At 72.8% G+C, this 23,965-nt stretch carries 22 protein-coding genes; 13 read left to right on the top strand and 9 right to left on the bottom strand.

Features of this window, described 5'->3' with window-relative positions; translation table 11 throughout:
* Nucleotides 1–5 precede the first annotated feature (5 nt).
* Nucleotides 6–650, top strand: coding sequence for a response regulator transcription factor (locus ACFZDL_RS01200; RefSeq protein ID WP_353590808.1), 645 nt, complete (start codon nucleotides 6–8; stop codon nucleotides 648–650).
* A 49-nt stretch (nucleotides 651–699) separates the two neighbouring features.
* Here ACFZDL_RS01200 and ACFZDL_RS01195 read toward each other — a convergent pair whose 3' ends face one another.
* The 3 genes from ACFZDL_RS01195 to ACFZDL_RS01185 form a co-directional block, all read right to left on the bottom strand.
* Nucleotides 700–1,125, bottom strand: a complete 426-nt coding sequence (locus ACFZDL_RS01195) for a carboxymuconolactone decarboxylase family protein (RefSeq protein ID WP_353590807.1) — start codon at nucleotides 1,123–1,125, stop codon at nucleotides 700–702.
* Nucleotides 1,126–1,221: 96 nt separating this feature from the next.
* Entirely contained in the window at nucleotides 1,222–2,109 is an 888-nt protein-coding gene (locus ACFZDL_RS01190; protein ID WP_353590698.1) for a phosphatidylinositol-specific phospholipase C domain-containing protein, read from the bottom strand.
* Between the two features lie 192 nt (nucleotides 2,110–2,301).
* A complete protein-coding gene (locus ACFZDL_RS01185; RefSeq protein WP_353590697.1) occupies nucleotides 2,302–3,216 on the bottom strand; it encodes an SGNH/GDSL hydrolase family protein in 915 nt (304 codons plus the stop codon).
* Nucleotides 3,217–3,336: 120 nt separating this feature from the next.
* Here ACFZDL_RS01185 and ACFZDL_RS01180 point away from each other — a divergent pair, with 120 nt between their 5' ends.
* Nucleotides 3,337–4,455, top strand: a complete 1,119-nt coding sequence (locus tag ACFZDL_RS01180) for a winged helix DNA-binding domain-containing protein (RefSeq protein ID WP_353590696.1) — start codon at nucleotides 3,337–3,339, stop codon at nucleotides 4,453–4,455.
* On the opposite strand, the gene ACFZDL_RS01175 is transcribed toward ACFZDL_RS01180, so the two are convergent.
* Nucleotides 4,433–5,629: a CorA family divalent cation transporter gene (locus ACFZDL_RS01175; RefSeq protein WP_353590695.1), complete on the bottom strand. Its 1,197-nt coding sequence runs from the start codon at nucleotides 5,627–5,629 to the stop codon at nucleotides 4,433–4,435. The two genes, ACFZDL_RS01180 and ACFZDL_RS01175, sit on opposite strands and share 23 nt — an antisense overlap.
* A 327-nt stretch (nucleotides 5,630–5,956) precedes the next feature.
* Entirely contained in the window at nucleotides 5,957–6,799 is an 843-nt protein-coding gene (locus ACFZDL_RS01170; RefSeq protein WP_391189874.1) for a LuxR C-terminal-related transcriptional regulator, read from the bottom strand.
* 100 nt (nucleotides 6,800–6,899) lie between these two features.
* On the opposite strand from ACFZDL_RS01170, the gene ACFZDL_RS01165 reads away from it, so the two are divergent.
* From ACFZDL_RS01165 to ACFZDL_RS01155, 3 genes are all read left to right on the top strand, one after another.
* Entirely contained in the window at nucleotides 6,900–8,615 is a 1,716-nt protein-coding gene (locus ACFZDL_RS01165) for an AMP-binding protein (protein ID WP_353590694.1), read from the top strand.
* Nucleotides 8,616–8,652: 37 nt separating this feature from the next.
* Nucleotides 8,653–10,470, top strand: a complete 1,818-nt coding sequence (locus ACFZDL_RS01160; RefSeq protein WP_353590693.1) for an AMP-binding protein — start codon at nucleotides 8,653–8,655, stop codon at nucleotides 10,468–10,470.
* A 167-nt stretch (nucleotides 10,471–10,637) separates the two neighbouring features.
* Nucleotides 10,638–12,509: a hypothetical protein gene (locus ACFZDL_RS01155; protein WP_353590691.1), complete on the top strand. Its 1,872-nt coding sequence runs from the start codon at nucleotides 10,638–10,640 to the stop codon at nucleotides 12,507–12,509.
* Between the two features lie 13 nt (nucleotides 12,510–12,522).
* Here ACFZDL_RS01155 and ACFZDL_RS01150 read toward each other — a convergent pair whose 3' ends face one another.
* Both ACFZDL_RS01150 and ACFZDL_RS01145 read right to left on the bottom strand, forming a co-directional pair.
* Complete coding sequence (locus ACFZDL_RS01150; protein ID WP_353590690.1) at nucleotides 12,523–13,482, bottom strand: alpha/beta hydrolase; 960 nt, start codon at nucleotides 13,480–13,482, stop codon at nucleotides 12,523–12,525.
* 214 nt (nucleotides 13,483–13,696) lie between these two features.
* Entirely contained in the window at nucleotides 13,697–14,410 is a 714-nt protein-coding gene (locus tag ACFZDL_RS01145) for a hypothetical protein (protein ID WP_353590689.1), read from the bottom strand.
* A gap of 149 nt (nucleotides 14,411–14,559) precedes the next feature.
* Between ACFZDL_RS01145 and ACFZDL_RS01140 the strand changes: the two genes are divergently transcribed.
* Together ACFZDL_RS01140 and ACFZDL_RS01135 are read left to right on the top strand one after the other, a co-directional pair.
* Nucleotides 14,560–14,841 carry a hypothetical protein gene (locus ACFZDL_RS01140; RefSeq protein WP_353590688.1) on the top strand — a complete coding sequence of 94 codons (282 nt, stop codon included), beginning with the start codon at nucleotides 14,560–14,562 and terminating at the stop codon, nucleotides 14,839–14,841.
* A complete protein-coding gene (locus ACFZDL_RS01135; RefSeq protein ID WP_353590687.1) occupies nucleotides 14,838–15,236 on the top strand; it encodes a helix-turn-helix domain-containing protein in 399 nt (132 codons plus the stop codon). Before ACFZDL_RS01140 ends, ACFZDL_RS01135 begins: the two co-directional genes overlap by 4 nt.
* Nucleotides 15,237–15,263: 27 nt before the next feature.
* On the opposite strand, the gene ACFZDL_RS01130 is transcribed toward ACFZDL_RS01135, so the two are convergent.
* Nucleotides 15,264–16,070 carry an SDR family oxidoreductase gene (locus ACFZDL_RS01130; RefSeq protein WP_391189866.1) on the bottom strand — a complete coding sequence of 269 codons (807 nt, stop codon included), beginning with the start codon at nucleotides 16,068–16,070 and terminating at the stop codon, nucleotides 15,264–15,266.
* Between the two features lie 137 nt (nucleotides 16,071–16,207).
* Between ACFZDL_RS01130 and uraD the strand changes: the two genes are divergently transcribed.
* The 4 genes from uraD to ACFZDL_RS01110 are packed head-to-tail and all read left to right on the top strand — an operon-like array spanning nucleotide 16,208 to nucleotide 19,442.
* Nucleotides 16,208–16,723, top strand: a complete 516-nt coding sequence (gene uraD / locus ACFZDL_RS01125; RefSeq protein ID WP_353590685.1) for a 2-oxo-4-hydroxy-4-carboxy-5-ureidoimidazoline decarboxylase — start codon at nucleotides 16,208–16,210, stop codon at nucleotides 16,721–16,723.
* Nucleotides 16,720–17,106, top strand: a complete 387-nt coding sequence (gene uraH / locus ACFZDL_RS01120) for a hydroxyisourate hydrolase (protein ID WP_353590684.1) — start codon at nucleotides 16,720–16,722, stop codon at nucleotides 17,104–17,106. The genes uraD and uraH overlap by 4 nt, the downstream gene beginning before the upstream one ends.
* 6 nt (nucleotides 17,107–17,112) lie before the next feature.
* Nucleotides 17,113–18,000: a factor-independent urate hydroxylase gene (gene pucL, locus ACFZDL_RS01115; RefSeq protein WP_353590683.1), complete on the top strand. Its 888-nt coding sequence runs from the start codon at nucleotides 17,113–17,115 to the stop codon at nucleotides 17,998–18,000.
* A 17-nt stretch (nucleotides 18,001–18,017) separates the two neighbouring features.
* Nucleotides 18,018–19,442: an 8-oxoguanine deaminase gene (locus ACFZDL_RS01110; RefSeq protein WP_391189862.1), complete on the top strand. Its 1,425-nt coding sequence runs from the start codon at nucleotides 18,018–18,020 to the stop codon at nucleotides 19,440–19,442.
* Nucleotides 19,443–19,476: 34 nt separating this feature from the next.
* Here ACFZDL_RS01110 and ACFZDL_RS01105 read toward each other — a convergent pair whose 3' ends face one another.
* Nucleotides 19,477–20,670, bottom strand: a complete 1,194-nt coding sequence (locus ACFZDL_RS01105) for an Ig-like domain-containing protein (RefSeq protein ID WP_353590682.1) — start codon at nucleotides 20,668–20,670, stop codon at nucleotides 19,477–19,479.
* A gap of 200 nt (nucleotides 20,671–20,870) precedes the next feature.
* Here ACFZDL_RS01105 and ACFZDL_RS01100 point away from each other — a divergent pair, with 200 nt between their 5' ends.
* Together ACFZDL_RS01100 and murJ are read left to right on the top strand one after the other, a co-directional pair.
* Nucleotides 20,871–22,058 carry a peptidoglycan bridge formation glycyltransferase FemA/FemB family protein gene (locus ACFZDL_RS01100; protein WP_353590681.1) on the top strand — a complete coding sequence of 396 codons (1,188 nt, stop codon included), beginning with the start codon at nucleotides 20,871–20,873 and terminating at the stop codon, nucleotides 22,056–22,058.
* Nucleotides 22,055–23,947 (top strand): murein biosynthesis integral membrane protein MurJ, encoded by a 1,893-nt coding sequence (gene murJ / locus ACFZDL_RS01095; protein WP_353590680.1) that lies wholly within the window; start codon nucleotides 22,055–22,057, stop codon nucleotides 23,945–23,947. The genes ACFZDL_RS01100 and murJ overlap by 4 nt, the downstream gene beginning before the upstream one ends.
* Nucleotides 23,948–23,965 lie beyond the last annotated feature (18 nt).

The following is a 23,965-nucleotide window of genomic DNA, read 5'->3' as shown; positions in this document are numbered from 1 at the left end:
GGCCGGTGGTCCGGGTGGTGGTCGTGGACGACGAGCCGATGGTGTGCGTGTTTCTGCGCACGATCCTCGGCTCGGCCGAGGACATCGAGGTCGTGGCCGAGGCACACGACGGCGCGGCCGGCGCCGAGGCGGTCCGCCGCCACCGGCCGGACGTGGTGCTCATGGATCTGCGGATGCCGGGCGTGGACGGGCTCACCGGGATCGAGCGCATCAGGGAGCTCGCCGACCCGCCGGTCATCGTGGTCCTCACCACCTTCGACGCCGACCAGTACGTCCTGCGCGCGCTGCGGGCCGGCGCGACGGGCTTTCTGGTCAAGACCACGCCGCCGGAGGACCTGATCGGCCTGGTGCGGGTGGCCGCCGAGGGCCACACCGTGCTCTCCCCGGCCGCCGCCCGCCGGCTGGTCGCGGCCTCCTCCGACGGCCACTTCGCGCGCGACCGGGCGCGGCGGCTGGTCGCGTCGCTGACCGAGCGGGAGGCCGAGGTGCTGGCCGGGCTCGGCGAGGGGCTGTCGAACGCGCAGATCGGGGCGCGGCTGTACCTCTCGGAGGCCACCATCAAGGGCTATGTGTCGCGGCTGCTCGACAAGCTGGGCTGTGCGAACCGCACCCAGGCCGGGCTGATCGCCCACGAGGCGGGGGTCAGCTGACGGGCCGCCCGCGCATCCCCACCACGGGCAGCGCCAAGAGGGCTGTCGGTCAGTGGGTGCCGGGCGTCTTGCGCGTGGTGACGTTCATCCGGTTCCACGCGTTGACGGTGAAGATCAGCGCGATGAGGTGGGCGAGCTCCGTCTCGTCGAAGTGGCGCGCGGCCTCGTCGTAGACCGCGTCCGGCACGCCCTCCGGCAGCCGGGTGACGGCCTCGGTCAGCGCCAGGGCGGCCCGCTCCTCCTCGGTGAACAGGCTCGACTCCTCCCAGGCGGAGAGCTGGTGGATCCGCTCCTCCGTCTCCCCGCCCTTGCGGGCGTCCGTGGTGTGGTAGTCGATGCAGTACGCGCAGCGGTTGATCTGGGAGGCGCGGATCTGCACCAGCTCCAGCAGGACGGGGTCGATCCCCTCACGGGCGGCGGCGTCGAGTGCGAGAACGGCCTTGAAGACCTTGGGGGCGACGGTGGTGAAGTTCATGCGCTGGGACACCTGGAACGTGTTCATGTTTCGACCCTAGGAGCGGAAGCGACCCCAGATGTGGTGCATTTCCGCGGCAGAAACACGGGTCAATTCTCAGGCCGCCGGATTGTGCCGGATCAGGGTGTCCACGAGGCCGGAGACAGTGTTCGGGAAGTCCATCGGCACCACCCCGAGCCCCGTCCAGCCGGTGGCCTCGGAGCTCTCCAGGAAACCCTTGACCTGCGGGTTCAGCCGGTCCGCATGGGAGCGGGGCGGGAGCAGGGCGGCGGTGGAGACATAGTTGAAGAAGAGCTTGCCCGGCTGGGCCGCGGCCTTGCGGAACTGGGCCTGGATCTTCGGCCACTTGCCGAACGGCTCCGCCATGTAGTCGTCCTGGATGTCGAAGAGCCCCGCGTCGGCGTACCGCACCCCCGGCATGTTGTCGGAGTCGGCGAGCAGGACGACCCTGCCGCGGGCCTGGCCGAGGGTGGGGAGCGTGGCGTCGAGGCGGAACAGCGGCCGCCAGCCCTTGCCGTCGAGATAGGTGTCGAAGATGCGGCGGAACTCGGCGGCGCTCTCCTCGGAGTACTCCTGCTTGACGCGCATCAGTACGGTCTCCGACGGGTGCGCGGTCAGGAAGGAGCGGCACGCGGTGAGGACGTCGTCGAAGTTGAGGTGCTGGTAGAAGGCGCCGTGGTGGATGGGGAAGGCGCCTTCGAAGGCGCGGCACCGGATGTCGAGGAAGCGTATGCCGCTGTTCAGCTGGTCGCCGATGGTGGTGTTCTGGCACTCCGTCCAGGGGCCGCCGTAGCGGGCGCCGGAGTCATGGGTGCCCGGCAGCGTCAGCCGCTGGACGGGGGTGGCGTCGGCGATGCCGGACAGCCAGTCCTGGGGCGCCAGTGCCCTCGGTGCCGAGTCGGCCGTGGCTGTCCCGCCCGCCGCCGGGACCAGCCCCGCGGCGGACACCGCGGCCATGCCTCTGAGGAACCCTCGCCGGTCCATGCGCAATCTCCCGTCGCCGTCGCTCGCCTGTGCGTGCCGGACGGCATCGAACCACAAGTCAGCTGACAAAACCGCCAGTTGTGCTCAGACCTGATCAAAATAGTGTGCCAAGCGGTCAACTTGTGATCAGCTCTTGCGAACTCCCGGGCCGCGGTGGGGCCCCGGCATGCCGCCGCGGCCCCACCTGAGGCATCAGATCCGGCGAACGACACCGCACTGGGCCAGCGCGCGGTTCACGGCCGCCGCCATGGCCTGCTCACCCTGTGCGTTCGGGTGGGCCGGCGCCGCCGGAGTCTGCGGAGCGAGGCTCTCGATCCAGCGCTCGCCGACGGGCCGGCACATGTCGTGGCCGATCGTGGGCTTGTACGTGTCCACGTAGGAGGCCCTGCCCAGCTTGGCGCGGTGAGCGATCATGGAGTTGAGGGACTTCGTCTTGTCCCGCAGATAACCGAAGTCACCGGCGGCGAAGGGGACGCTGGGGCTCGTGCAGCCGACTCCGCTGTCGGGGAAGAGCGACGGGTAGCCGACCATGACCACCCTGGCGTGCGGGGCCCGGCGGTGAACTTCCGCGATCACCTGGGAGATCTTCGGCGCCGTGGCGGCGATGCCCTGCTCCACCTGGTCGCTGCCGCCCTGGGTGAGCGCGTCGCGGCATGGGCTACCGGAGGGGTCTCCCGCGCCCAGCGCGGCGCAGCGTCCCAGTACGGTGGAGAAGCCGATGTCGTTGCCGCCGATGCTCACGGTCACCAGGTCGGTGTCGCGGCTGAGGGCGTCGTACTGGGCGGGAGCCGTGTCCGTCGCCAGGGCCAGGTCCGCTGTGGTCGCACCCGAACACGTGACGTCCGTCAGTCGTGCGCTGTTCCGCTCGGCCACGAGATGCGGATAGTTGGCGTTGGAGCGGGCACACGCGGTGTCGATCTGCTCCGGGACGCCGGGGGCCGAGGCGTAGGAGTCTCCCAGGGCGACGTAGTCGAGCGATCCGGCGTGCCGGGGCGCGGCGCTCGCCGGCGCGGAAGAGGTCATCGCGAAGGCCAGTGCGCCGGCGGCGGCCATGACGCCGAGGGCGGCGGCGCGTTGACGCGGGCTGTGCGTGGAATGTGGTTTCACCCGGGCAAGTATCGCGAACGCCCTCGTATCCTCCAAGCAACTGACCGCCCACCCCCCCGACTTGGGAAGAGGCGCGGACCAGGACAGAAGCTGAACGCAAGGTCTCATAGCGTGGAGCGCATGACGAACGACGTACTCGGCCCCCGAGCCCTCAACAGGGCGCTGCTGGAGCGCCAGCTGCTGCTGAACCGGTCGGGGTCCCTCACCGCCCTCGAGGTGATCGAGCGGCTTGTCGGCATGCAGTCCCAGGCGCCCGGCGCCCCGTACATCGGCCTGTGGACGCGCCTGGACGGGTTCGCGTTCGAGGAGCTGGAGCGGCTGATGAAGGAGAGGGAGGTGGTGCGGATGGTGCTGATGCGCGGCACCGTGCACCTCGTCTCGGCGGCCGACGCGCTGCGGCTGCGGCCAATCGTTCAACCCATGCTCGACAAGCAGTTCCGTGGCACGCCCTTCGCGCCCGGGCTGACCGGTGTGGCGCGGGAGGAGCTGGTGGCGGCCGGGCGCAAGCTGCTCGCGCGCGGCGCCCTGGGCCCGGCCGAGCTGCGCGCCGAGCTCGGCCCCCGGTGGCCGGACGCGGACCCGGGTGCGCTGGTCAACGCGGTGCGGCTGTGGGCGCCCCTGGTGCAGGTGCCGCCGCGCGGGCTGTGGGGGAAAAGCGGCGGGCCCCGGTACGCGGCCGTCGAGGACTGGCTGGGACGGCCGATGGAGGCCGAACCCTCCGTGGACGCCGTGGTGCTGCGCTATCTCGCGGCCTTCGGGCCCGCGACCGTCGCGGACATCCAGAAGTGGTGCGGGTTGACCGGGCTGCGCGAGGTGGTCGAGCGGCTGGGGCCCGGCCTGCGGAGGTACCGGGACGAGAGCGGGCGCGAGCTGTACGACCCGGCGGACGCGTCGCTCCCGGACCCCGACCTGCCCGTCCCCGCCCGCTTCGTGGCGGACTTCGACAACCTGCTGCTCTCGCACGCCGACCGCGCCCGCATCCTCGCCGATGAGTACCGGCGGCCGGTGATGGGCGACAACGGCATCGTGCGCGGCACGATCCTGGTGGACGGCTTCGTCGCCGGGATCTGGAAGGTCGAGCGCGCTCGCGGGGTGGCGGTGGCGCAGGTGACCCCGTTCGTCCGGCTCGGCGCCGCAGAACGGGAGACGCTGGAGGCCGAGGGCGCGCGGCTGCTGGCGGTGACCGACCCGGCGGCGGGGGAGCGGGATGTGCGGTTCAGAGCCAGTCCCGCCGCTTGAACACCACGTACAGGCTCAGACAGACCACCGCCATCAGCAGGATCGCGAACGGGTATCCGAAGGCCCAGTGCAGCTCCGGCATATGGCGGAAGTTCATCCCGTAGATGGTGCCGACGAGGGTGGGGGCGAAGAGGATGGCCGCCCACGCGGAGATCTTCTTGACCTCCTCGTTCTGCTCGAAGCCCGCCTCGGCCAGCGCCCGCATCTCCGCGTTCTGCTGCTGGGTGACCAAGGTGGCGTTGACCGCGAGGATGTCGGTCAGGGCCGAGCGGAAGCCGTCCACGCGCTCGCTGGTGTGGGTGACGTGGTCGGCGACGTCACGCAGATAGCGCTGCAGCTCCTCGTCGGTGCCGTACTTGTCGAACCCGGCCATCAGCCCGTGCAACATCCCCACCAGCGGGCGGGTCGCGCGCTGGAACTCCACCATCTCGCGGGAGAGTTCATAGATGCGGCGGGAGACCTCGGGGTGACCGCGGAACACCTCCGTCTCGATCTCGTCGATGTCGTTCTGCACGCCCGCGACCACCGGGGCGTAGCCGTCCACGACCGAGTCCAGGATGGCGTACAGCACGGCCTCCGGCCCGAGCGCCAGCAGCTCGGGCGCGGCCTCCATCCGGCGGCGCACCGCCGACAGGTCGGGGGCGGCGCCGTGGCGTACGGTGATGACGAAATCGGGGCCGACGAAGACATGCAGCTCGCCGAAGTCGACCTCCTCGGGCGCGTCGAGGTAGCGGGCCGCGCGCAGCACCACGAACAGCGTGTCGCCGTAGCGCTCCAGCTTGGGCCGCTGGTGGGCCTCCATCGCGTCCTCGATGGCCAGCTTGTGCAGATCGAACTCGTCCGCGAGCGACAGCAGCTCCGCCTCGGTGGGCCGCAGCAGCCCGATCCAGGCCATGCCCCCCGGCTCCTCGCGCAGCCGCCGGTAGGTGGCGGCCAGGGAGTCGGGCGTGCCGACCCGGCGCCCGTTGCGGTAGACGGCGGAGTCCACCACGCTGCGGTCGTCCTCCGCCATGGCCTGGGCCCCCGGGCCCGCGGGGCGCGGTTCGGGGTTCGGCGGGGAGCCCGGCGCCGAACCACCGGGCCGGGGGGTGCCGGAGCCGCCACGGCCCTGTGCGGGACGCAGCCAGGAGGGCTTCCGCGAGGAGCGCGGGGGCCGGGAACGATGCTCTGACATGGGGCTTCCTTACGGGTAGCAGGCGCTGGGGCAGGCGGCCGTGCACACCTCTTCCTTCGAGGCTCGATTCACCTCCGGACACCGCCGCCGGGCCGCTGAGCCGCTGGGGCCGCGCCTCAGCGCGGCCGGACGGCAGTGGTGGCTCGCGGCAGGCGACTGGGAGGTTCGCTGTGCATCGCGGACCTCACCTCCTCGGTCGCGGGCGCGCGGGCACGGATCACTGACCTCAGGGCAGGATATACGCCCCAAATCCCCCACCCCCGACCGGCCCCCCGAGCCCGGCGGGGCGCCGGGCGTCACGCCGCGGCCGCGCTCCTGACGCCGGCGTTACGGCAGCAGTCCCGCGCGGCGTGCCTCCACGACCGCGTGCAGACGCGTATGCGCGCCCAGCTTGCGCATGGACGAGCGCAGGTAGCTCTTCACCGTCTCCGGCCGCAGCCCCAGCCGGTCCGCCGCCGCGGAGTTCGTCGCTCCGGACGCCACACACGCCAGCACATCCACCTCGCGCGGCGACAGCTCCACCCCCGGCCGCGCCGCCACGTCCCCCGCGCCGCCCGAGGAGGCCCTGGCCAGCCGTCCGCAGGCGCTGAGGATGCGCTCCCGCAGCTGCGGGTCGGTGACCTGCTGGGCCAGTGCCCGCAGGTCGCCGTGTGCTTCCCGTACCTCCTCCCACAGCGCCGGGTCCGCCTCGGGCTGCGCTTGCTCCACCGTGAACAGCCGCTGCGCCTCGTCCTGCACCGCCAGCGAGTGCTCCAGCTGGCGCGCCGCCTCCATCGCCGCGTTCAGCGCCCGGTCGCCGAGCGCCAGCGGCTGGCGCAGCGCGCCGTACAGCACCCCGCGCACCCGGCCGCGGACCACCACCGGGACCGCCAGCATCGAGCGCAGGCCCTCGGCGCCGACCGCTCCGTCGTACTCGTGGCTGATGGCGCGCGAGGTCGGGTAGTCGACCACCGAGATCGGCCGGGACATGGTGAGGACCTTGCCGCCGAGACCGTTGCCGGGGGTGACGGCGAGCCCGCGCAGGGAGTTGGTGGTGGTGCCGGTCAGTTCGGAGATGCGGAACTGCCGCGCGCTCGAGAACAGCCCGCCGAAGGCCACGGGCAGCCCGCCGCGCCGCCGCATCCGCAGCAGGGCCGTCCGTACATCCACCGTCCGGTCCGATTCCGCCACGGTCACCTCCCCGAAATACCACCACCCCCGTCCGGGGGTGGTGAGACTCAGATCACCCGTCGCACGATGCTAGCGAGCGGTACGGCAATCAGGAGGAGATGTGACAGCAAACGGCCCGACTCAGAGTTTCCGGGCGGCACGGGATTTCCTCCTGGCCCACGGAGACGACTACGCGGCGGCGTACGAGGGTTTCAGATGGCCGCGCCCGGCCGAGTTCAACTGGGCGCTCGACTGGTTCGACGAGATCGCCCGGGACAACGACCGTACCGCGCTGCACATCGTCGAGGAAGACGGCCAGGAGACCCGCATCAGCTTCCGGGACATGCGCGGCCGCTCCGACCGGGCCGCGAACTGGCTGCGTGCCCAGGGCGTGCGGGCGGGTGACCGCATCGTGGTCATGCTCGGCAACCAGGCCGAGCTGTGGGAGACGGCGCTGGCGGCCATGAAGCTGCGGGCGGTGGTCATCCCCGCCACCCCGCTGCTCGGCCCGCTCGACCTCCTCGACCGGGTGGAGCGCGGCCGCGCCGCGCATGTGATCGTGCGGGCGGAGGACGCCGCCAAGTTCGTTGAGGTGCCGGGCGAGTACACGCGCATCGCGGTCGGCGGCGCCCCCGACGGCTGGCTGGCCTACGCGGACGCGGGTACGGACACCTGGGGGGAGCCCAGTGCGGGCGGGGCCGCCGACGCGCCCTTCGTGCCGGACGGGCCGACCCTGGCCACCGATCCCCTCATGCTCTACTTCACCTCGGGCACCACCGCCCGCCCCAAGCTGGTCCAGCACACCCACATCTCGTACCCCATCGGCCATCTGTCGACGATGTACTGGATCGGGCTCCGGCCCGGCGACGTCCACCTCAACATCTCCTCCCCAGGGTGGGCCAAGCACGCCTGGTCCAATCTCTTCGCCCCCTGGAACGCCGAGGCGACCGTGTTCGTGCACAACTACACGCGCTTCGACCCCGCCCGTCTCATGGCCGAGATGGACCGCTGCGCGGTGACCACCTTCTGCGCCCCGCCGACCGTGTGGCGGATGCTCATCCAGGCCGATCTGACCCAGCTGCGCACCCCGCCCCGCGAGGCCGCGGCGGCCGGTGAGCCGCTGAACCCCGAGGTCATCGAGCATGTCCGGCGCGCCTGGGGGGTGACCATCCGGGACGGCTTCGGCCAGACCGAGACCTCCGTGCAGGTCGCCAACACCCCGGGCCAGCCGCTCAAGGTCGGCTCGATGGGCCGCCCCAGCCCCGGCTTCGCGGTCACCCTGCTGGACCCGGTCACCGGGCAGCCGGGGGACGAGGGCGAGATCTGTCTCGACCTGTCGGGTCCATCGGGCCGGCCCGTCGGTCTGATGACCGGTTACGAGGGTGACGAGGAGCGGACCGCCGAGGCGACGGCGGGCGGCTACTACCGCACCGGCGACATCGGATCGCGCGACGCCGACGGCTACATCACCTATGTCGGCCGCGCCGACGACGTCTTCAAGGCGTCCGACTACAAGATCTCGCCGTTCGAGCTGGAGAGCGCCCTCCTGGAGCACGAGGCGGTCGCCGAGGCCGCCGTGGTCCCGGCCCCCGACCCGCTGCGGCTGGCGGTGCCGAAGGCGTACGTCGTGCTGGCGGAGGGGTGGGAGCCGGGGCCCGAGACCGCGAAGGTCCTGTTCGCTCACTCCAGGGCGGTCCTTGCACCGTACAAGCGTGTCCGTCGACTGGAATTCGCGGAACTTCCCAAGACCGTGTCCGGCAAAATCCGCCGTATAGAGCTACGCGAGCGCACCCTGCGCGGCGATGGTGTCGAGTTTCATGAGGAGACCACCTCATGACCGACCCGCACTCACCACGCGATCACGAGGAGTACTCATGACCGACCGCCCGGCCGACCCCTCAGGTCCACCCGACTCATCGGGCTCCTCCGGCCCCCCGGACCCGGCCGCCACCGCCGCCACGGCCGGCCCCTCCGCCCCCGCGAAAGCCACCGCGCCCGCCCCCGCGCTGTCGTACGCGAGCGGGGCGGGCGAGGTCCCGCTGCTCGGCGACACCATCGGTGCCAACCTGGCCCGCGCCATAGAGCGGTTCGCCGACCGGGAGGCGCTTGTCGACCTCCCCAGCGGCCGCCGCTGGACCTACACCGAGTTCGGCCGGGCCGTCGAGGAGGTCGCGCTCGGGCTGATGGCCAAGGGCGTCGGCAAGGGCGACCGGGTCGGGATCTGGGCCGTCAACTGTGCCGAGTGGGTGCTGGTGCAGTACGCCACGGCCCGTATCGGCGCGATCATGGTCAATATCAACCCCGCCTCCCGCGTCCATGAGCTGACGTTCGTGCTGCGGCAGGCCGGTGTCTCCGTACTGATCTCCTCGACCGAGCACAAGACCAGCGACTACCGCCGCATGGTCGAACAGGTGCGCTCCGAGTGTCCCGCCCTGCGCGATGTCATCTACATCGGCGACCGCACCTGGGACGGTCTCGTGCGCGCGGGCGCCGATGTGTCACGCGAGCGGCTGATGGAGCGCGAGGCCCGGCTGACCTGCGACGACCCGGTCAATATCCAGTACACCTCCGGTACGACCGGCTTCCCCAAGGGCGCCACGCTCTCCCACCACAACATCCTCAACAACGGCTACTCCGTCGGGGAGGCGCTGGGCTACACCGACCAGGACCGCGTCTGTCTGCCGGTGCCCTTCTCCCACTGCTTCGGCATGGTGACCGGCAACCTGGGCGCCACCAGCCACGGCGCCTGCATCGTCATCCCCGCCCCCACCTTCGACCCGGCCGCCACGCTCCGGGCGGTCGAGCAGGAGCGCTGCACCTCGCTGTACGGCGTGCCGACGATGTTCATCGCCGAACTGGGGCTGCCCGACTTCGACGCGTACGACCTCTCCTCCCTGCGCACCGGGATCATCGCCGGCTCCATCTGCCCGGCGGAGGTCATGCGGCGCGTCGTGGACGAGATGCACATGGCCGAGGTGTCGATCTTCTACGGCATGACCGAGACCTCGCCGGTGTCCACCCAGACCCGGCGCGACGACGATCTGCGCCGGCGCACCGGCACGGTCGGCCGGGTGCTGCCGCACCTGGAGATCAAGGTCGTGGACCCGGTGACCGGCGTGACGGTGCCCCGCGGCACCCGCGGGGAGCTGTGCACCCGCGGCTACTCGGTGATGCTGGGCTACTGGGAGGAGCCGGAACGGACGGCCGAGGTGATCGACTCGAGGCGCTGGATGCACACCGGCGACCTCGCGATCATGGACGAGGACGGCTATGTCCGGATCGTCGGCCGGATGAAGGACATGATCATCCGGGGTGGGGAGAAGGTGTACCCCCGGGAGATCGAGGAGTTCCTGTACACCCATCCGAAGATCGCCGATGTGCAGGTCGTCGGCGTGCCGGACGAGAAGTACGGCGAGGAGATCCTGGCCTGCGTCATCCTGCGGGAGGGCGCCAAGTCGCTCACCCGTGACGAGCTGGCCCGCTTCTGCCGGGGCCGCCTCGCCCACTACAAGGCGCCCCGCTATCTGCGGGTCATGGACGCCTTCCCGATGACCGTCAGCGGCAAGGTCCGCAAGGTCGAGCTGCGCCAGGCGGGCATCGCCGACGCGGTCCGGCTGCGGAACTCCCGAACAGAACAGACGGAACAGGCGGAACAGACGGACGCCAAGGCCCAGGCCACCCCCCTGCGCTGACGCGTCCGGCGCCAGAAGCATGTCCGGCGGCAGCCTCACCCGCTGCCGCACGGCATCGAAGCCGGACCCCTGGACGCCCCCCGACCCGGGCGGTGGCTCTGTCAGTGCCACGTGATGGACTGTCATCGGTACGGCAAGCGATGTGGCAGGGCACTACGGGGGCACAGATGGCACGGGCTTCGGCACTGGCCGGGATCGACACACTGCGCGGGCTCTCCCGGGGCGCGCCTCCGCTGCCCGCGGACGAAGGCGTGCTGCGGGTGCTGGGCGCCACGCATGTCAGTTTCTGGCCGGGCGCGGAGTTCCCCCGCTGGGTGCGCGAGGCATGGGATGCCTGGGACGGCCGCGGGATCGCAGACCCGCTGCGGCCGGCGCCGGCGCCCGAGACCGGCCGGGTGCTGAGCAGGCTCCGCGAGGACCGCGTGTGGAGCGCCGAACTGGGGCTCAGCGAAACACTCCGCGGCGAGCTGGACACGGCCTGGTTCGCGGGCACGGTCACCGGACCGGACCTGCTCGCCGCCATCCCCGCCCGGTACACCATGCCGGTGTGGAATCTGTCCGACTCCCCGGCCCTGCACGGGCTGGAGCGGACGCTGCGCACCTTCCTGGCCGGCGCGCTCGGCACCGACACGGACGCCTGGCTGCGGCTGATGACCGCCGCGGAGGAGGTGCGCACCCTCCCCGGCGCGGACCGGGACGCCACCTGGCCCGACCTGCTGGCGCGCGCCGCCGACACCGCCCCCGACCCCGAGCGGATCGTCCCGTACACCAAGGTCACCGGCCAGGACCGGGAGAAGCTGCTGGGCCGGCGCACATGGACCTGGCCGGCCGGGGAGGTGCTGCGGCGGGCGCCCGACGCCAAGATCCTGGACGCCCTGATGCCGCTGCTGCCCGACCACACGGGATGGCTGCTCGCGCTGTACGTGATCGCCCAGCGGCAGGCCGCGCCCGAGGCGGTCGTCGAGCACCTGGTGCGGCGCGGTGACCGGGAGACGCTGGTGATGCTGGCGGAGTGGGTCGACCTGGACCCGCCCACCTGCCGCGCCCTGCTCGCCCAGGGCGACCCCGAGGTCCACCTCGCCCTGCTCGATACGCATTTCTACCTCGGCCCGGAGGAGGCCAGGCGGGTGCTGGACGGCACGGTGCCGCTCGCCCCGTACGAGCAGCGGATTCCCTACGGCGCCCGTCCCGACCTGCTGCACGCGGCCGAACCGGAGCTGATCGAGGCCGCGTTCGCGCACGACCGCGGGCGGCTCAAGACCCCCGAGCAGCTGTTCGGCTGCCTGAACATGCTGCGGCGCGGCGGCCCCTCGCGCCTGTCCGCGCTGCTGGCCACCGGCCTGGTGGGCCCGGCCGTCACCAAGGTGTGCCAGCAGGCCCTTACCTCCGCCGACCCCCTTGCCGCGCTCGAAAGGCGGGCGGAGCGCGAGCTGACGACGAAGAGGCTGGCGAGCCGGCTGCGCGGGGTCCGTTCCACCCTCGGCTCCACGGACACCGACCGGCTCCTCGCCCTCTTCCCGGACATCGACTGGGCGTATCTGGAGGCCGAGCACGCCCGCGAGCCGTTCACATTCTGGTCGGTGGTGGTCGGCCATGCCACGACTCCCTCCGCCGTCGCCGCCCGCCATGCCGACGCGATCCTGCGTGACCGCCGCGCCGGCTACCGCCGCCGTCCCGCCCGGGACGCCGAGATCGCCCGCGGCATGATCCGGCACGGCCTCCGGGCCTCCGACTGGCGGGCGATCACCTCACGCGCCGACCGGCTGCTGGCCGACGGGCTGCTGACGGACCGCGATCTGGTCTCGGTCGCCGCCCCCGCCGACCGCATCCTCGGCTACCTCGGCAGCGCCCTCCGCCGCCCGGACGCCCCGCCCCAGACCCGGGCGGCCACCGAGCGGATCGCCGAGCTCGTCGCGGTCCACCTCGACGGGAGCGACGACCCGGACGCGGCCTGGCAGCGGACGTACGCCCGCCTGACCGGGCAGGACCCGCGGTGGCCACGGTCCAGCAGCATCGAGGCCACCCTCACCGAGGGCTGACACCGTCGGGCCGTCATGGGCGCGAGTGCAGGCCGGTGGTGAAGGAGCGGATCAGATCGGCGACCGCCGTCGGGCGCTCCAGGAGCATCGCGTGCGAGGCGTCGAGCGTTTCGAGGGTGATGTGGGGGTGTGCGGCGGCCAGCTCGCCCAGGTCGCGGTCGAGTCCCTTGACGTACGCGGCCATCAGCTCGTCGAACCACGCCAGCGGGCCGCCCTGCGCCACCAGCCGCCCCGCGCGGACGATCAGCACCGGGCGGGTGAGGCGGCGGTAGACCGGGAAGAGGTCGAGCGCGTTCATCTGGTCGAGCATCTCCAGGCCCCGCTCCCGCTCCGGCCGCAGATACAGCCGCCCCTGCGGGGTCTCGCCCAGGGCGCGCCGGATGCCCTCGTCGAGCACGTCGGGCGCGATCCCCAGCGCCTGGGCCATCGCCGCCTGCTGGGCGAGCACGGTCGTCTCCAGCTCCTGTGGCGCGAAGGTGCTGCCCATCGCGGCCGCGGAGAACTGATGGGCGCGGTCGAGGCCCTGGACCACGGTGTCCCGGTCCAGGCCGACGTACTGCTCGGGGCGGCCGTGGCCGACGCCGTCGAGGTTGACCGCGGCGGGGGTGTGCGCGTGGGCGTCCGCGTACAGCGCGGCGGCCATGCCGCCGAGGGAGTGGCCGACCGGGATGGCCTCCTGGATGCCGCAGGCCTCCAGGACGGCCTCCATGTCGTCGAGGACGGCGGGGAACGTCCAGGGGGCGGAGCCGGGGCCGGAGCGGCCGTGGGCGCGCAGGTCCATCGAGACGACCCGGTGGTCCGTGGCGAGGTCGGCCGCCGCGACCGACCAGTCGGCGAGGGTGCGGGAGGCCCCGTGGAGCAGCAGCAGCGGGGTGCCGGCGCCGCCGTGGTCGCGTACGGCCAGCGGCACGCCGTCGCGCTCGACGGTGAGCTCGGCGGGGGTGTCCGGGGAGGCAGGAGGGGATGAGGGCATGGGGTATCGCTCCATGGCGTCGTGGAGATCCGCGGCATGCGCGGACCGGGAGAAAGCCGAAGGGAAGGGAATCGACCACCGATCGGGGCCGACCACCACCGTAGGGCGCTCCGACGACGTGAAGATCGTCCCCGAAGGGGAGGCCCGGGGGCCTTCCGCCGGGTCATAATGAACAAGGCGCGAACGCGGGGCGGGGGTTCACCGCCGGGTGCGTTCACCGCTTGGGCGGCCCCACCCGGATCAGCGTGTCCGCAGGATCGTTGACGGGCTGTGGGGTGCCGGTCAGGTCCATGATGAAAAGCGGCATGTGCAGCGCGTCGGCGCGCGCCCGTGCGTCCCTGGCGTAGCCCGCGAGCGAGAAGAAGACGCCGACGGCGGATTCGTTGAGCCCGTTCAGCCACAGGCACTCGATGTCGCGCAGCGCGGTGGGCCGGGTGGTCGGGTCCACCTGGGCGACCAGGCCAGGACCGCGCAGGCCCACCCCCGACGCCTCCTGGCCCTCCGGCTGCCGCACACCGCCGAAGCCGAGCCAGGTCAGATACTGCCCGGCGGCCGTCACCGCGTCCTGCGCCGTGCGGATCGTCACCGGCTGGAACGCGGGCCGCAGCACGGCCCGCCCCGGGCCGCCGGGCCGGGCGGTGGCCGGGGCGTGCTCCGTGGGGTCGGGCGCCGGCGCCACCGGGACGCGGACCAGCGCCCCGCAAGCGCAGCCGAACTCCGGCTGGGGCCACTGGCCCTGCCTGCCGCACATGGCGCAGTTGGCCGCCACCCAGGTGTCCTCCCAGGTGCGGTGCTCGATCTCCCGCGGGGCGCCGTCGCGCAGCACGGGGAGGGTGAGCGGCGCCCCGCACGAGCAGGGGTAGGTGGGCGGAGTGAACGACTGCTCGCGGCGGCACGCGGGGCAGCGCACCGGCACGCTCTCTGTCATCTTCTACTCCGGGGTCCGGGGGAGGGGTCTGCGCCCATGCTCCACGAAGCGCGGGGCTGTGGGCGGCGACTTGCGGGTTCTGCGCCCGGCGGGCCGACCGCCGTGGGACGCTCGTGACGTCGCGTGTGCGGGCGCAGTAGGTTGGCGGCGTGAGACTGAGGGTTGAGTTCACCACTGAGCCGTTCGACCTCGACGAGGTGCCGCCGCACGCCGTGGTGGCCCGCGATGTCGTCCAGGGCGCCCCGCTGGACTCCGTCGACGTCGGCCCGTTCGGGAACACCGCGGAGGGCGGGGCGGAGAGCGTCCTGGCCGCCGTCCACGAACTGCTCCGCAAGTCCCTGGAGGCGGGGGCCACCCGGGTCTCGCTCCAGGTCAACGTCGTGCCGGAGGCGGCCGCGGCCACGGGCGAGGCGGGGGAGGGCGGCAGGTGACCCGTCCCGCCGACGACCCCTTCGTCACGGCGGTGAGGCCGCTGGTGGACGCCATCGGCGGCGAGCTGATCGCCCCGGACCGCGCCCAGGGCGACGATGTGGTCCTCTCCTGGGAGGGCCGGGAGGTGGTGGCCGTACGCCTCCCTCACCTCTCCGACTCGCTCGACCACATCCTCGCCGACCTCCGCCGCCGCCACGGCGTCCCGCTCGCCGACCTCGACCGGAGGACCAAGCAGTCGGTCGTCCGCCTCCTCGAACAGCGCGGAGCCTTCTCCATGCGCCACGGCGTGGAGACCGTCGCGACCGCGCTCGGCGTCAGCCGCTTCACCGTCTACAACTACCTCAACCGGGAGAGCGCCGAGCGGGGCGCGGAGCCCCGGGGGGACGGCGCGTAGGCGGCCCGGTCGCCCGGCTCGCGGCTGTCAGGCCAGGCCGCCGTTGCTCTGGAGCAGCTGGCCGTTGACCCAGCCGCCCCGCTCGGAGCACAGGAAGGTGACCAGGTGGGCGCAGTCCCGGGGGGTGCCGAGGCGGCCCAGCGGGGTGGCGCGGCTCAGGTCGGTCTTCTGCTGCTCGGTCATCCAGCCGGTGTCGGTGGGCCCGGGGTTGATGGCGTTCGCGGTCACCCCGAGGTGGGCGAGTTCGCGGGCGGCGGCCAGCGTGATGCGGTCCATCGCCCCCTTGCTCGCCCCGTAGGGCAGGTTGCCCACGGTGTGGTCGCTGGTCAGGCTGATGATCCGGCCGGTGCCCCGGGTGCCCCGGAACCTGAGGCCGTACTCCTTGATCAGCAGCCAGGTCGCCCGCGCGTTCACCGCGAAGTGCCGGTCGAAGCTCTCCACGGAGGTGTTGAGCAGGCCCGAGTCGACGGACTCGCAGTGGCAGAGCACCAGCGCGGTGACGCTGCCCAGCTCCTTCTCCACCGTGTCGAAGAGCGTCACCGGGGCGGACGGGTCGCTCAGATCGGCCTCGATCGCCATCGACCTCGCCCCGAGCGCGCCCAGCCGCCCGCGCAACTCGTCGGCGGCGTCCGGCTGGGCTCCCCAGGGCATCCTCCGGTCGTACGGGGTCCAGTGGCTGAACGCCACGTCCCAGCCGGTCTCCGCCAGGCCCAGGGCGACGGCGGCGGCGATGCCCTCCCGCCGGCCGGCCCCCGTGACCAGGGCCAGCGGACGCTTCGCGCCGGCCCCCTCCCGCTCGCTCACCGCACCCGCGCCATCGCTCATGGGGGTCATCCTGCCCGGCGGCCCGGCCGCTCGGCACGGGGTTTTCCGGGCGGGGCCGCCGTCCGGGGCCGCGGGGGCCGTGCGCCGGCGCCCGAGTTTTCAACAAACTGTTGACGTAGCGCGGGGGCGGCTCCTAGTTTGCGCATGTGACTACCAGCGCTCCGCCGGGACTGGCCCGGTTCAACTCAGCGGACGAGTCCGGCCTGGCCGCGCTGCTGCACGAGGTGTGCGCCAGCCGGGCATGGGCGGCGGCGGTGGCGGCCGGACGGCCGTACGGCAGTGTCGAGGCGCTGCTGACCGCCGCCGAGGAGGCCATGGCCGGGCTGACCGCCGCCGACCTCGCCGAGGCGATGGCCGGGCACCCGCCCATCGGGCGGCCGAAACCCGGCGACGCCACCTCGGCGCGCGAGCAGAGCGGGGTGAAGGAGGCCGAGCGCGGCCGGCTGCTGGAGCTGAACCGCGCCTACCAGGAGCGCCACGGGCATGTCTTCCTCATCTGCGCCACCGGGCGCGGCGGCGCGGAGATACTGGCTGCTCTCAACGAGCGGATCGGCAACGACACGGACACCGAACGCGAGATCGTCCGCACCGAGCTGGGCAGGATCAATCGCAACCGGCTCGCCCGGCTCATGGACGTGGACGAGGAGGGAGGGGAGCGGTGACAGCCAGGACGGCCGGTGCGCACACCACCGTCTCGACACACATCCTCGACACCGCCCTCGGCCGCCCGGCCGCAGGCGTCGCCGTCGAGCTGTCCTGCCGCCCCGCGCGCGACGCGCCCTGGGCGGCCCACGCCGGCTCCAGGACGGACGCCGACGGCCGCTGCAAGGATCTGCCCGCCCTCCCCGAGGGCACCGCGTACGCACGGCTGCGGTTCGAGGTCGAGCCGTACCTCGCGCGCCCGGGACACCCGTCAGCCGAGGAGCGGGGACACGGAGCCTTCTTCCCGGAGGTGGCGGTGGTCTTCGCCGTCGAGCCCGGGGAGCACTACCACGTGCCCCTGCTGCTCAACCCGTTCGGCTACTCCGTATACCGAGGGAGCTAGCGTCCGATGCCCACACTCGGCCAGAACCAGTACGGCAAGGCGGAAACCCGCGTCGTGCGGATCGTGCGGCAGGGAGCCGTCCACCACATCAAGGACCTGAACGTGTCGGTGGCGCTCTCCGGCGACATGGACGAGGTCCACCTCTCCGGCAGCAACGCCAACGTCCTGCCGACGGACACCACCAAGAACACCGTGTACGCCTTCGCCAAGGAACACGGCATCACCTCGCCCGAGCAGTTCGGCATCCTGCTCGCCCGCCACTTCGTCACCGGCCAGGAAGCCATCCACACCGCGCGCATCCGGATCGAGGAGTACGGCTGGGAGCGGATCGAAACCCCGGGAGCGGCCCGCCACTCCTTCGTCCGCACGGGACAGGAGACCCGCACCGCACAGGTCACCTTCGACGGCGAGCGGTGGGAGGTCATCTCCGGGCTGACCGGCCTTACGGTCCTGAACTCCACCGACTCGGAGTTCTGGGGCTTCGTCAAGGACAAATACACCACGCTGCCGGAGGCGCACGACCGCATCCTCGCCACCGATGTGCACGCCCGGTGGCGCTACGGCTGGAGTTCCGACGACGGCGGCGAGCCCGTGCCGGACTGGGAGGGCGGATACGCCGGGGCGAGAGACGACCTGCTGTCCGCCTTCGCCGAGACGTACTCGCTCTCGCTCCAGCAGACGCTGTACCAGATGGGCGCCCGCGTGATCGAAAACCGCCCCACGATCGACGAGATACGGCTCTCGCTGCCCAACAAACACCACTTCCTGGTCGACCTGGAGCCCTTCGGGCTGAAGAACGACAACGAGGTGTACTTCGCCGCCGACCGGCCGTACGGCCTCATCGAGGCCACGGTCCTGCGCGACGGCGTCAGGCCCCGGATCGCCACCGACTGAAGGGCGCCACCCCAGACATGAACCGCACCCCAGACGTGAACCGCACCGCAGACATGACCCGCACCCCGGAAGCACCCCGCACCGTCATCGAGAACTGCGCCATCGCGACCGTGGACGGCCACGACACCGAGTACGCCGAGGGCCACATCGTCGTCGCCGGCAACCGCCTGGAGTCGGTGGGCCCCGGCCCCGCGCCCACCGGCCTCGACGGGGTGGTCCGCCGGGTCGACGGCACCGGACACCTCGCGACCCCCGGCCTGGTCAACACCCACCACCACTTCTACCAGTGGCTCAGCCGAGGCCTGGCCCAGGACGACAACCTCTTCGACTGGCTGGTCGCCCTCTACCCGATCTGGGCGCGGATCGACGAGCCGATGGTGTACGAGGCGGCGCGCGCCTCGCTGGCGATGATGGTCCGCGGCGGCGTCACCAGCGCCATGGACCACCACTACGTCTTCCCGCGCGGCACGGGCGACCTGCTGGGCGCCGAGATCCGCGCGGCGCGGGAGCTGGGCGTGCGGTTCACGGCCGCGCGCGGCTCCATGGACCTCGGCACATCGAACGGCGGGCTGCCGCCCGACTTCGCCGTCGAGACCACCGAGGGCGCGCTGCGCGCCACCGAGGAGGCGGTCGACACCCACCACGACCCCTCCTACGACTCCATGCTGCAGATCGCGGTCGCGCCCTGCTCGCCCTTCTCGGTCTCCACCGAACTGCTCCGCGAGGCCGCGGTCCTGGCCCGCCGCAAGGGCGTACGGCTGCACACCCACGGCTCGGAGACGGTGGAGGAGGAGAAGTTCTGCCACGAGCAGTTCGGGATGGGCCCCACCGACTACTTCGAGTCGACCGGCTGGCTGGGCGAGGACGTGTGGATGGCGCACTGCGTCCACATGAACGACGCCGACATCGCGGCCTTCGCCCGCACCGGCACGGGCGTGGCGCACTGCCCCTCCTCCAACGCCCGCCTGGCCGCCGGTATCGCCCGTGTCCCCGACCTGCTGGCCGCCGGCGTGCCGGTCGGCCTGGGCGTGGACGGCACAGCCTCCAACGAGTCCGGCGAGCTGCACACCGAACTGCGCAACGCCCTGCTGATCAACCGCCTGGGCAGCCACCGCGAGACGGCCCTGAACGCCCGTCAGGCGCTGCGGCTGGGCACGTACGGCGGGGCGCGGGTGCTCGGCCGCCAGGAGCAGATCGGCTCCCTGGAGCCCGGCAAGCTGGCCGACCTGGTGCTGTGGAAGCTGGACGGCCTCGGCCACTCCACGATCGCCGACCCCGTCGCGGCGCTGGTCCTCGGCCCGCCGGCGCCGGTGACCCTGTCCCTCGTGGACGGCCGCCCGGTGGTGGAGTCGGGCCGGCTGCTCACCGCCGACGAGGACGACATCGCCCGCCGCGCCCGCGACGAGGCCCGCAGGCTCGCCCGTATCGCCGCCGACGGCTGAGCGCTGCCGACGGCTGAGCGGTGCCGCGCGGGCGTCACCGCAGGGCGCTCTTGGCCCGCCACTCCTCCCAGCCGACGTTCCAGTCGCCGAAGCCGTTGTTCAGCGCCACCTGCCCCTTGGTCTCCGCGCCCTTGACCTCGAACGGGTCGCCGACCCGCGCCTGGCCGTAGAGCCATTTCGCGTCGGCGTCGCTCATGCCGATGCAGCCGTGGCTCTTGTTGGCCTTGCCGAAGTAGGCGGCGTTCCAGGGCGCGGCGTGCGCGTACGTGCCCGACCAGGTCAGCCGCATCGAGTAGTCGACCATCTCGTCGTAGGCGTTGCCGAGCCCGACGGTCTCGGAGTTCATCCGGATGGTGCCCTCCTTGGCCATCAGCACCTCCGTGCCCCGCCAGGAGCCGGTGTCGGCGCCGGGCGTGCCGCCCGAGACCGGGAAGGTCTTCACCGCCTTGCCGTCGCGCTCCAGCGTGAGTTGTTTGCTGTCGAGGTCGACCTTGACCACCTGCCGGGCGCCGACGGTGAAGCCGAGCTTGTAGTCGCGTACGAACCAGCCGCCGCCCTTGCCCGAGTCGGTGCCGTTCAGCCGGGCGTCCAGGGTGACCCGGGTGCCGGGCCGCCAGTACTCCTTGGGCCGCCAGTCCACCCGGTCCCTGCCGGACCAGTCCTTCAGCCAGCCCCAGGAGCCCTCGGTGTGGTTCGAGGTGGTGACCTGGAGCTGCTTCTCGACCGCGGCCTTGTCCTTCACCGGGCGGTCGAAGACCAGGGAGATCGGCTGCGCCACGCCGACCGTGGTGGCGTCGCCCGGCCGCCACTCCACCTTGTTGACCAGGCCGGCCGCGGCGGTGGTGAAGGAGGACTCAGCGTTTCCCGACGCGCCGCCCTCGGCGCGGGTGGCCGCCTTGACGGTGTAGGTGGTGCCGGGCGCGGCGTTGCGGTCCGAGGTCCAGGTCCTGCGGTCGTGCGAGACCGCGCCGGTGAGCCTGCCACCGCGGCCGTCGGTGACGGTCACCGAGGCGAGGGTGCCGCCCCTCGCGGCGACCTCGACCGGCTCGCCCGCCCGCCGGGGCGTGACGGTGACCGTCACCGTCCCGCCGCCCGAGCGCCCGCCGCCGACCTTCGCGTCCGTCTTCGCCGGGGCCCGGCCGTCGGAGGAACAGCCGGTCAGCGCGGCGGTCAGCAGGGCGGCGGCGGCCGTGGCCGCGGCGGCGGGGCGCACACGTATCTGGCGCAACGGAAACCTCCGTGAAAGTCGGGGAGATGACGGGATGCTCGGGACTCTAAGCCGCGAAAAGCACGGGAAACGGCCTTCACGGCCATGTGACAGCAGTTGCAGAGGAACGGTCATCGTCCGGTCACATTCGCCGCTCGGCACGGTCATGGGCGGCTGTGAATCTTCCTCGCGTTCCCATCAACGGCACCCGAGGAGGCGCAGTGTCAGCGCTGCTCGTGACGGCGAGCCCTCGTCCACAGCAGGCCCGGCTGGGGCCCATCGACCCCGAGACATACCGCGCCTTCCTGGCGTCCCGCACCGGCTCCGCCCTGGGCCCCGGCTTTCTGCAGTGCCCGTCCTGGGCCGCGGTGAAAGACGGCTGGCAGCCCCAACTCCTCGGCTGGGGCCCGGAGACCGGCCCCGGGGCGGGGGAGTTGAGCGGGGTCGCACTGGTGCTCCTGCGCCAACTGCCCGGCACCCGGAAGTACTTCGCCTATCTGCCCGAGGGGCCCGTCGCCGACTGGACCGACCCGGACATCGACGGCTGGCTCGACCCGCTGCTGCACCATCTGCGCACCACCGGCGCATTCGCCGTGCGCATCGGGCCGGCGCCCGCCTACCGCAGCTGGGACGCCGCCGCGCTCAAGGCGGCCACCGGACCGGGGCGCCGCCTGTCAGACGTCCTCACCTGCCGCGTCGACCCGCTGGGCACCGTCGTGACCGAGCGGCTGCGGGCCCGCGGCTGGCACCGCTGCGGCGACGACGGAGACGGGGGCGGCGACGCGCAGCCCCGCTACGTCTTCCGGGTGCCGCTGGCCGGCCGCACCCCCGAGGACCTGTGGAGCGGGCTCAACCAGGAATGGCGGCGCAACATCCGCCGGGCCCACAAGTCGGGCGTACAGGTGGGGATCGGCGGCGCCGCCGAACTGCCCGAGTTCTACCGGCTGCTGCGGATCACCGAGGAGCGCGACGGCTTCCGCCTCGGCCGCTCACTGGCGTACTACGAGCGCCAGTACGCGGCCCTCAACGCCGAGGCGCCGGGCCGGATGAGGCTCTACCTCGCCCGCCACCAGGGCGAGATCCTCGCCGCCCACACCATGATCACGGTCGGCCGGCGGGTCTGGTACCAGACCGGAGCCTCGGCCGACCACCGGCGCGAGGTGCGCCCCTCCAACGCCCTGCAGTGGCAGATGATGCTGGACGCCCACACCCAGGGCGCGGAGGTCTACGACATGCGCGGGGTACCCTCCACACTCGACCCCGACGAACGGCCGTTCGGGCTGACGCGCTGGAAGCTGGGCACCGGAGGCCAGGTCGTCGAGACGCTGGGGGAATGGGAGACACCATTGAGCGGCACCGCCAACCACGCGCTCCACCGCGCCTTCCAGCTGTACATGGCCCGCCGATGAGCGCCCCCGCGAATCGGGTGGGCCCCGCCGCGAACCCGGTCGGGCCCGCGGGCCCCGCGGTCCCGGCAGGCCCCGGGCGCCCCGCGGTCCCGGCGGGCCGGGCGACCTCGCCGCCTCCGGCGGCGGGTGCGCCCTCGACGGCCAGCGCGGCTCCGGCGGCTGAGGTGCCCCCGGCGGTCGGGGATGCGCTCACGCCCCCCGCCGCGACGCGTCCGGCCGGCGAGGGCCGGCCGGACGCGTCGGTCGCCGAGCGGCCCGCCTCCGTGCTGCGCAGCGGGGCCGTCATGGCCGCCGGGTCGCTGGTTTCGCGCGCCACCGGATTCGTACGCTCCGCCGTCGTCGCCGCCGCGCTCGGCGTCGGGCTGGCCGCCGACGGCTACGCCGTCGGCAACTCCGTACCCAACATCGTCTACACCCTGCTCCTCGGCGGCGCGCTCAACGCCGTCTTCGTGCCCGAGCTGGTCAAGGCCGCCAAGGAGCACGCGGACGGCGGGGCCGCGTACACCGACCGGCTGCTGACCGTCTGTACGGCGGCCCTGCTGGTGATCACCGCCGGGGCGGTGTTCGCCGCGCCCGCCATCGTCGCGGCCTACACCGACTACACGGGCGCACAGGCCACGATGACGGTCGCCTTCGCCCGCTACTGCCTGCCGCAGATCTTCTTCCTCGGGCTGTTCACCCTCCTGGGCCAAGTTCTCAACGCCCGGGGCAGGTTCGGCGCGATGATGTGGACCCCCGTCCTCAACAACCTCGTCGTCATCGCCGTCTTCGGCCTGTATCTGGCGACGGCCGGCACCGGGGCCACGCTCACCTCCGCGGAGACCGCGCTGCTCGGCTGGGGCACGACCGCGGGCATCGCCGTCCAGGCGCTGGCGCTGCTGCCGTCGCTGCGCGCGGCACGCTTCCGCTGGCGGCCGCGGTTCGACTGGCGGGGCAGCGGGCTGTCCCGGCCGCTGCGCTCGGCCGGGTGGCTGGTGCTGCTGGTGTTCACCAACCAGCTCGCGTACTGGGTGGTGACCTGGCTGGCCACGATGGCCGGGGAGCGCGCGGCGGCCCAGGGGACCGACGGCGCCGGGTTCAGCGCGTACAACAACGCGTATCTGCTGTGGGCCGTGCCGCACGGGATCGTGACGGTCTCGCTGGTCACCGCGCTGATGCCGCGGATGAGCGGGGCGGCGGCCGACGGCGACACCGCGGCCGTGCGGCGGGACGTCTCGTACGCCCTGCGCAGCAGCGCCGCCGCCGTCGTCCCCGCGGCCTGTGTGCTGTTGGCGCTCGCCGAGCCGGTGATGGCGGTGGTCTTCCAGTACGGCAGGACCGGCGCGGACGACATCGCGGTGATGGCGGGGGCGCTGATGGCGTTCGCCCCGGGGCTGGTGGCCTTCTCCGGGCAGTACGTCCTCTCGCGGGCCTTCTACGCGCTCTCCGACACCCGTACGCCCTTCCTGCTGAACCTGGTGATCTCCGGGCTCAACGCGGGGCTGTCCGCGGCCGCGTATCTGCTGCTGCCCGCGCGCTGGGCGGTGACCGGCATGGCCGGGGCGTATTCGGTGGCGCTGTTCGCGGGCTGGGCGGCCACCGCGTACGTGCTGAACCGCAGGCTCGCGCTCGCGCCGGCCAAACGGGGGCGGGGGCGGGCGCGGCGCGCCGGGCTGTGGCGCTCGCCGTCCGTGGCCGCCCTGGCCCGGCTGCTGCTGGTCGCCGTACCGGCCGCGGCCCTCGGCCGGTTCGCGGCCACCAGCACGGCCCCGCTGGGTCCGTTCGCCGCCGCCACGGCGGGCGCGGCGGCCATCCTGCTGGCCTTCGCGGTCCTGGCCCGCCCGCTGCGGCTGACCGAACTGGACGCCGCGCTCAAGGCCGTGCCCCGCAAACTGGGCCGCCGCAGCTGACGGGCCGGCGGGCGCGGC

The organism is Streptomyces sp. NPDC007917 (assembly GCF_042959105.1).
Taxonomy (GTDB): Bacteria; Actinomycetota; Actinomycetes; order Streptomycetales; family Streptomycetaceae; genus Streptomyces.
This window is presented reverse-complemented; position numbering and strand designations above follow the sequence as displayed.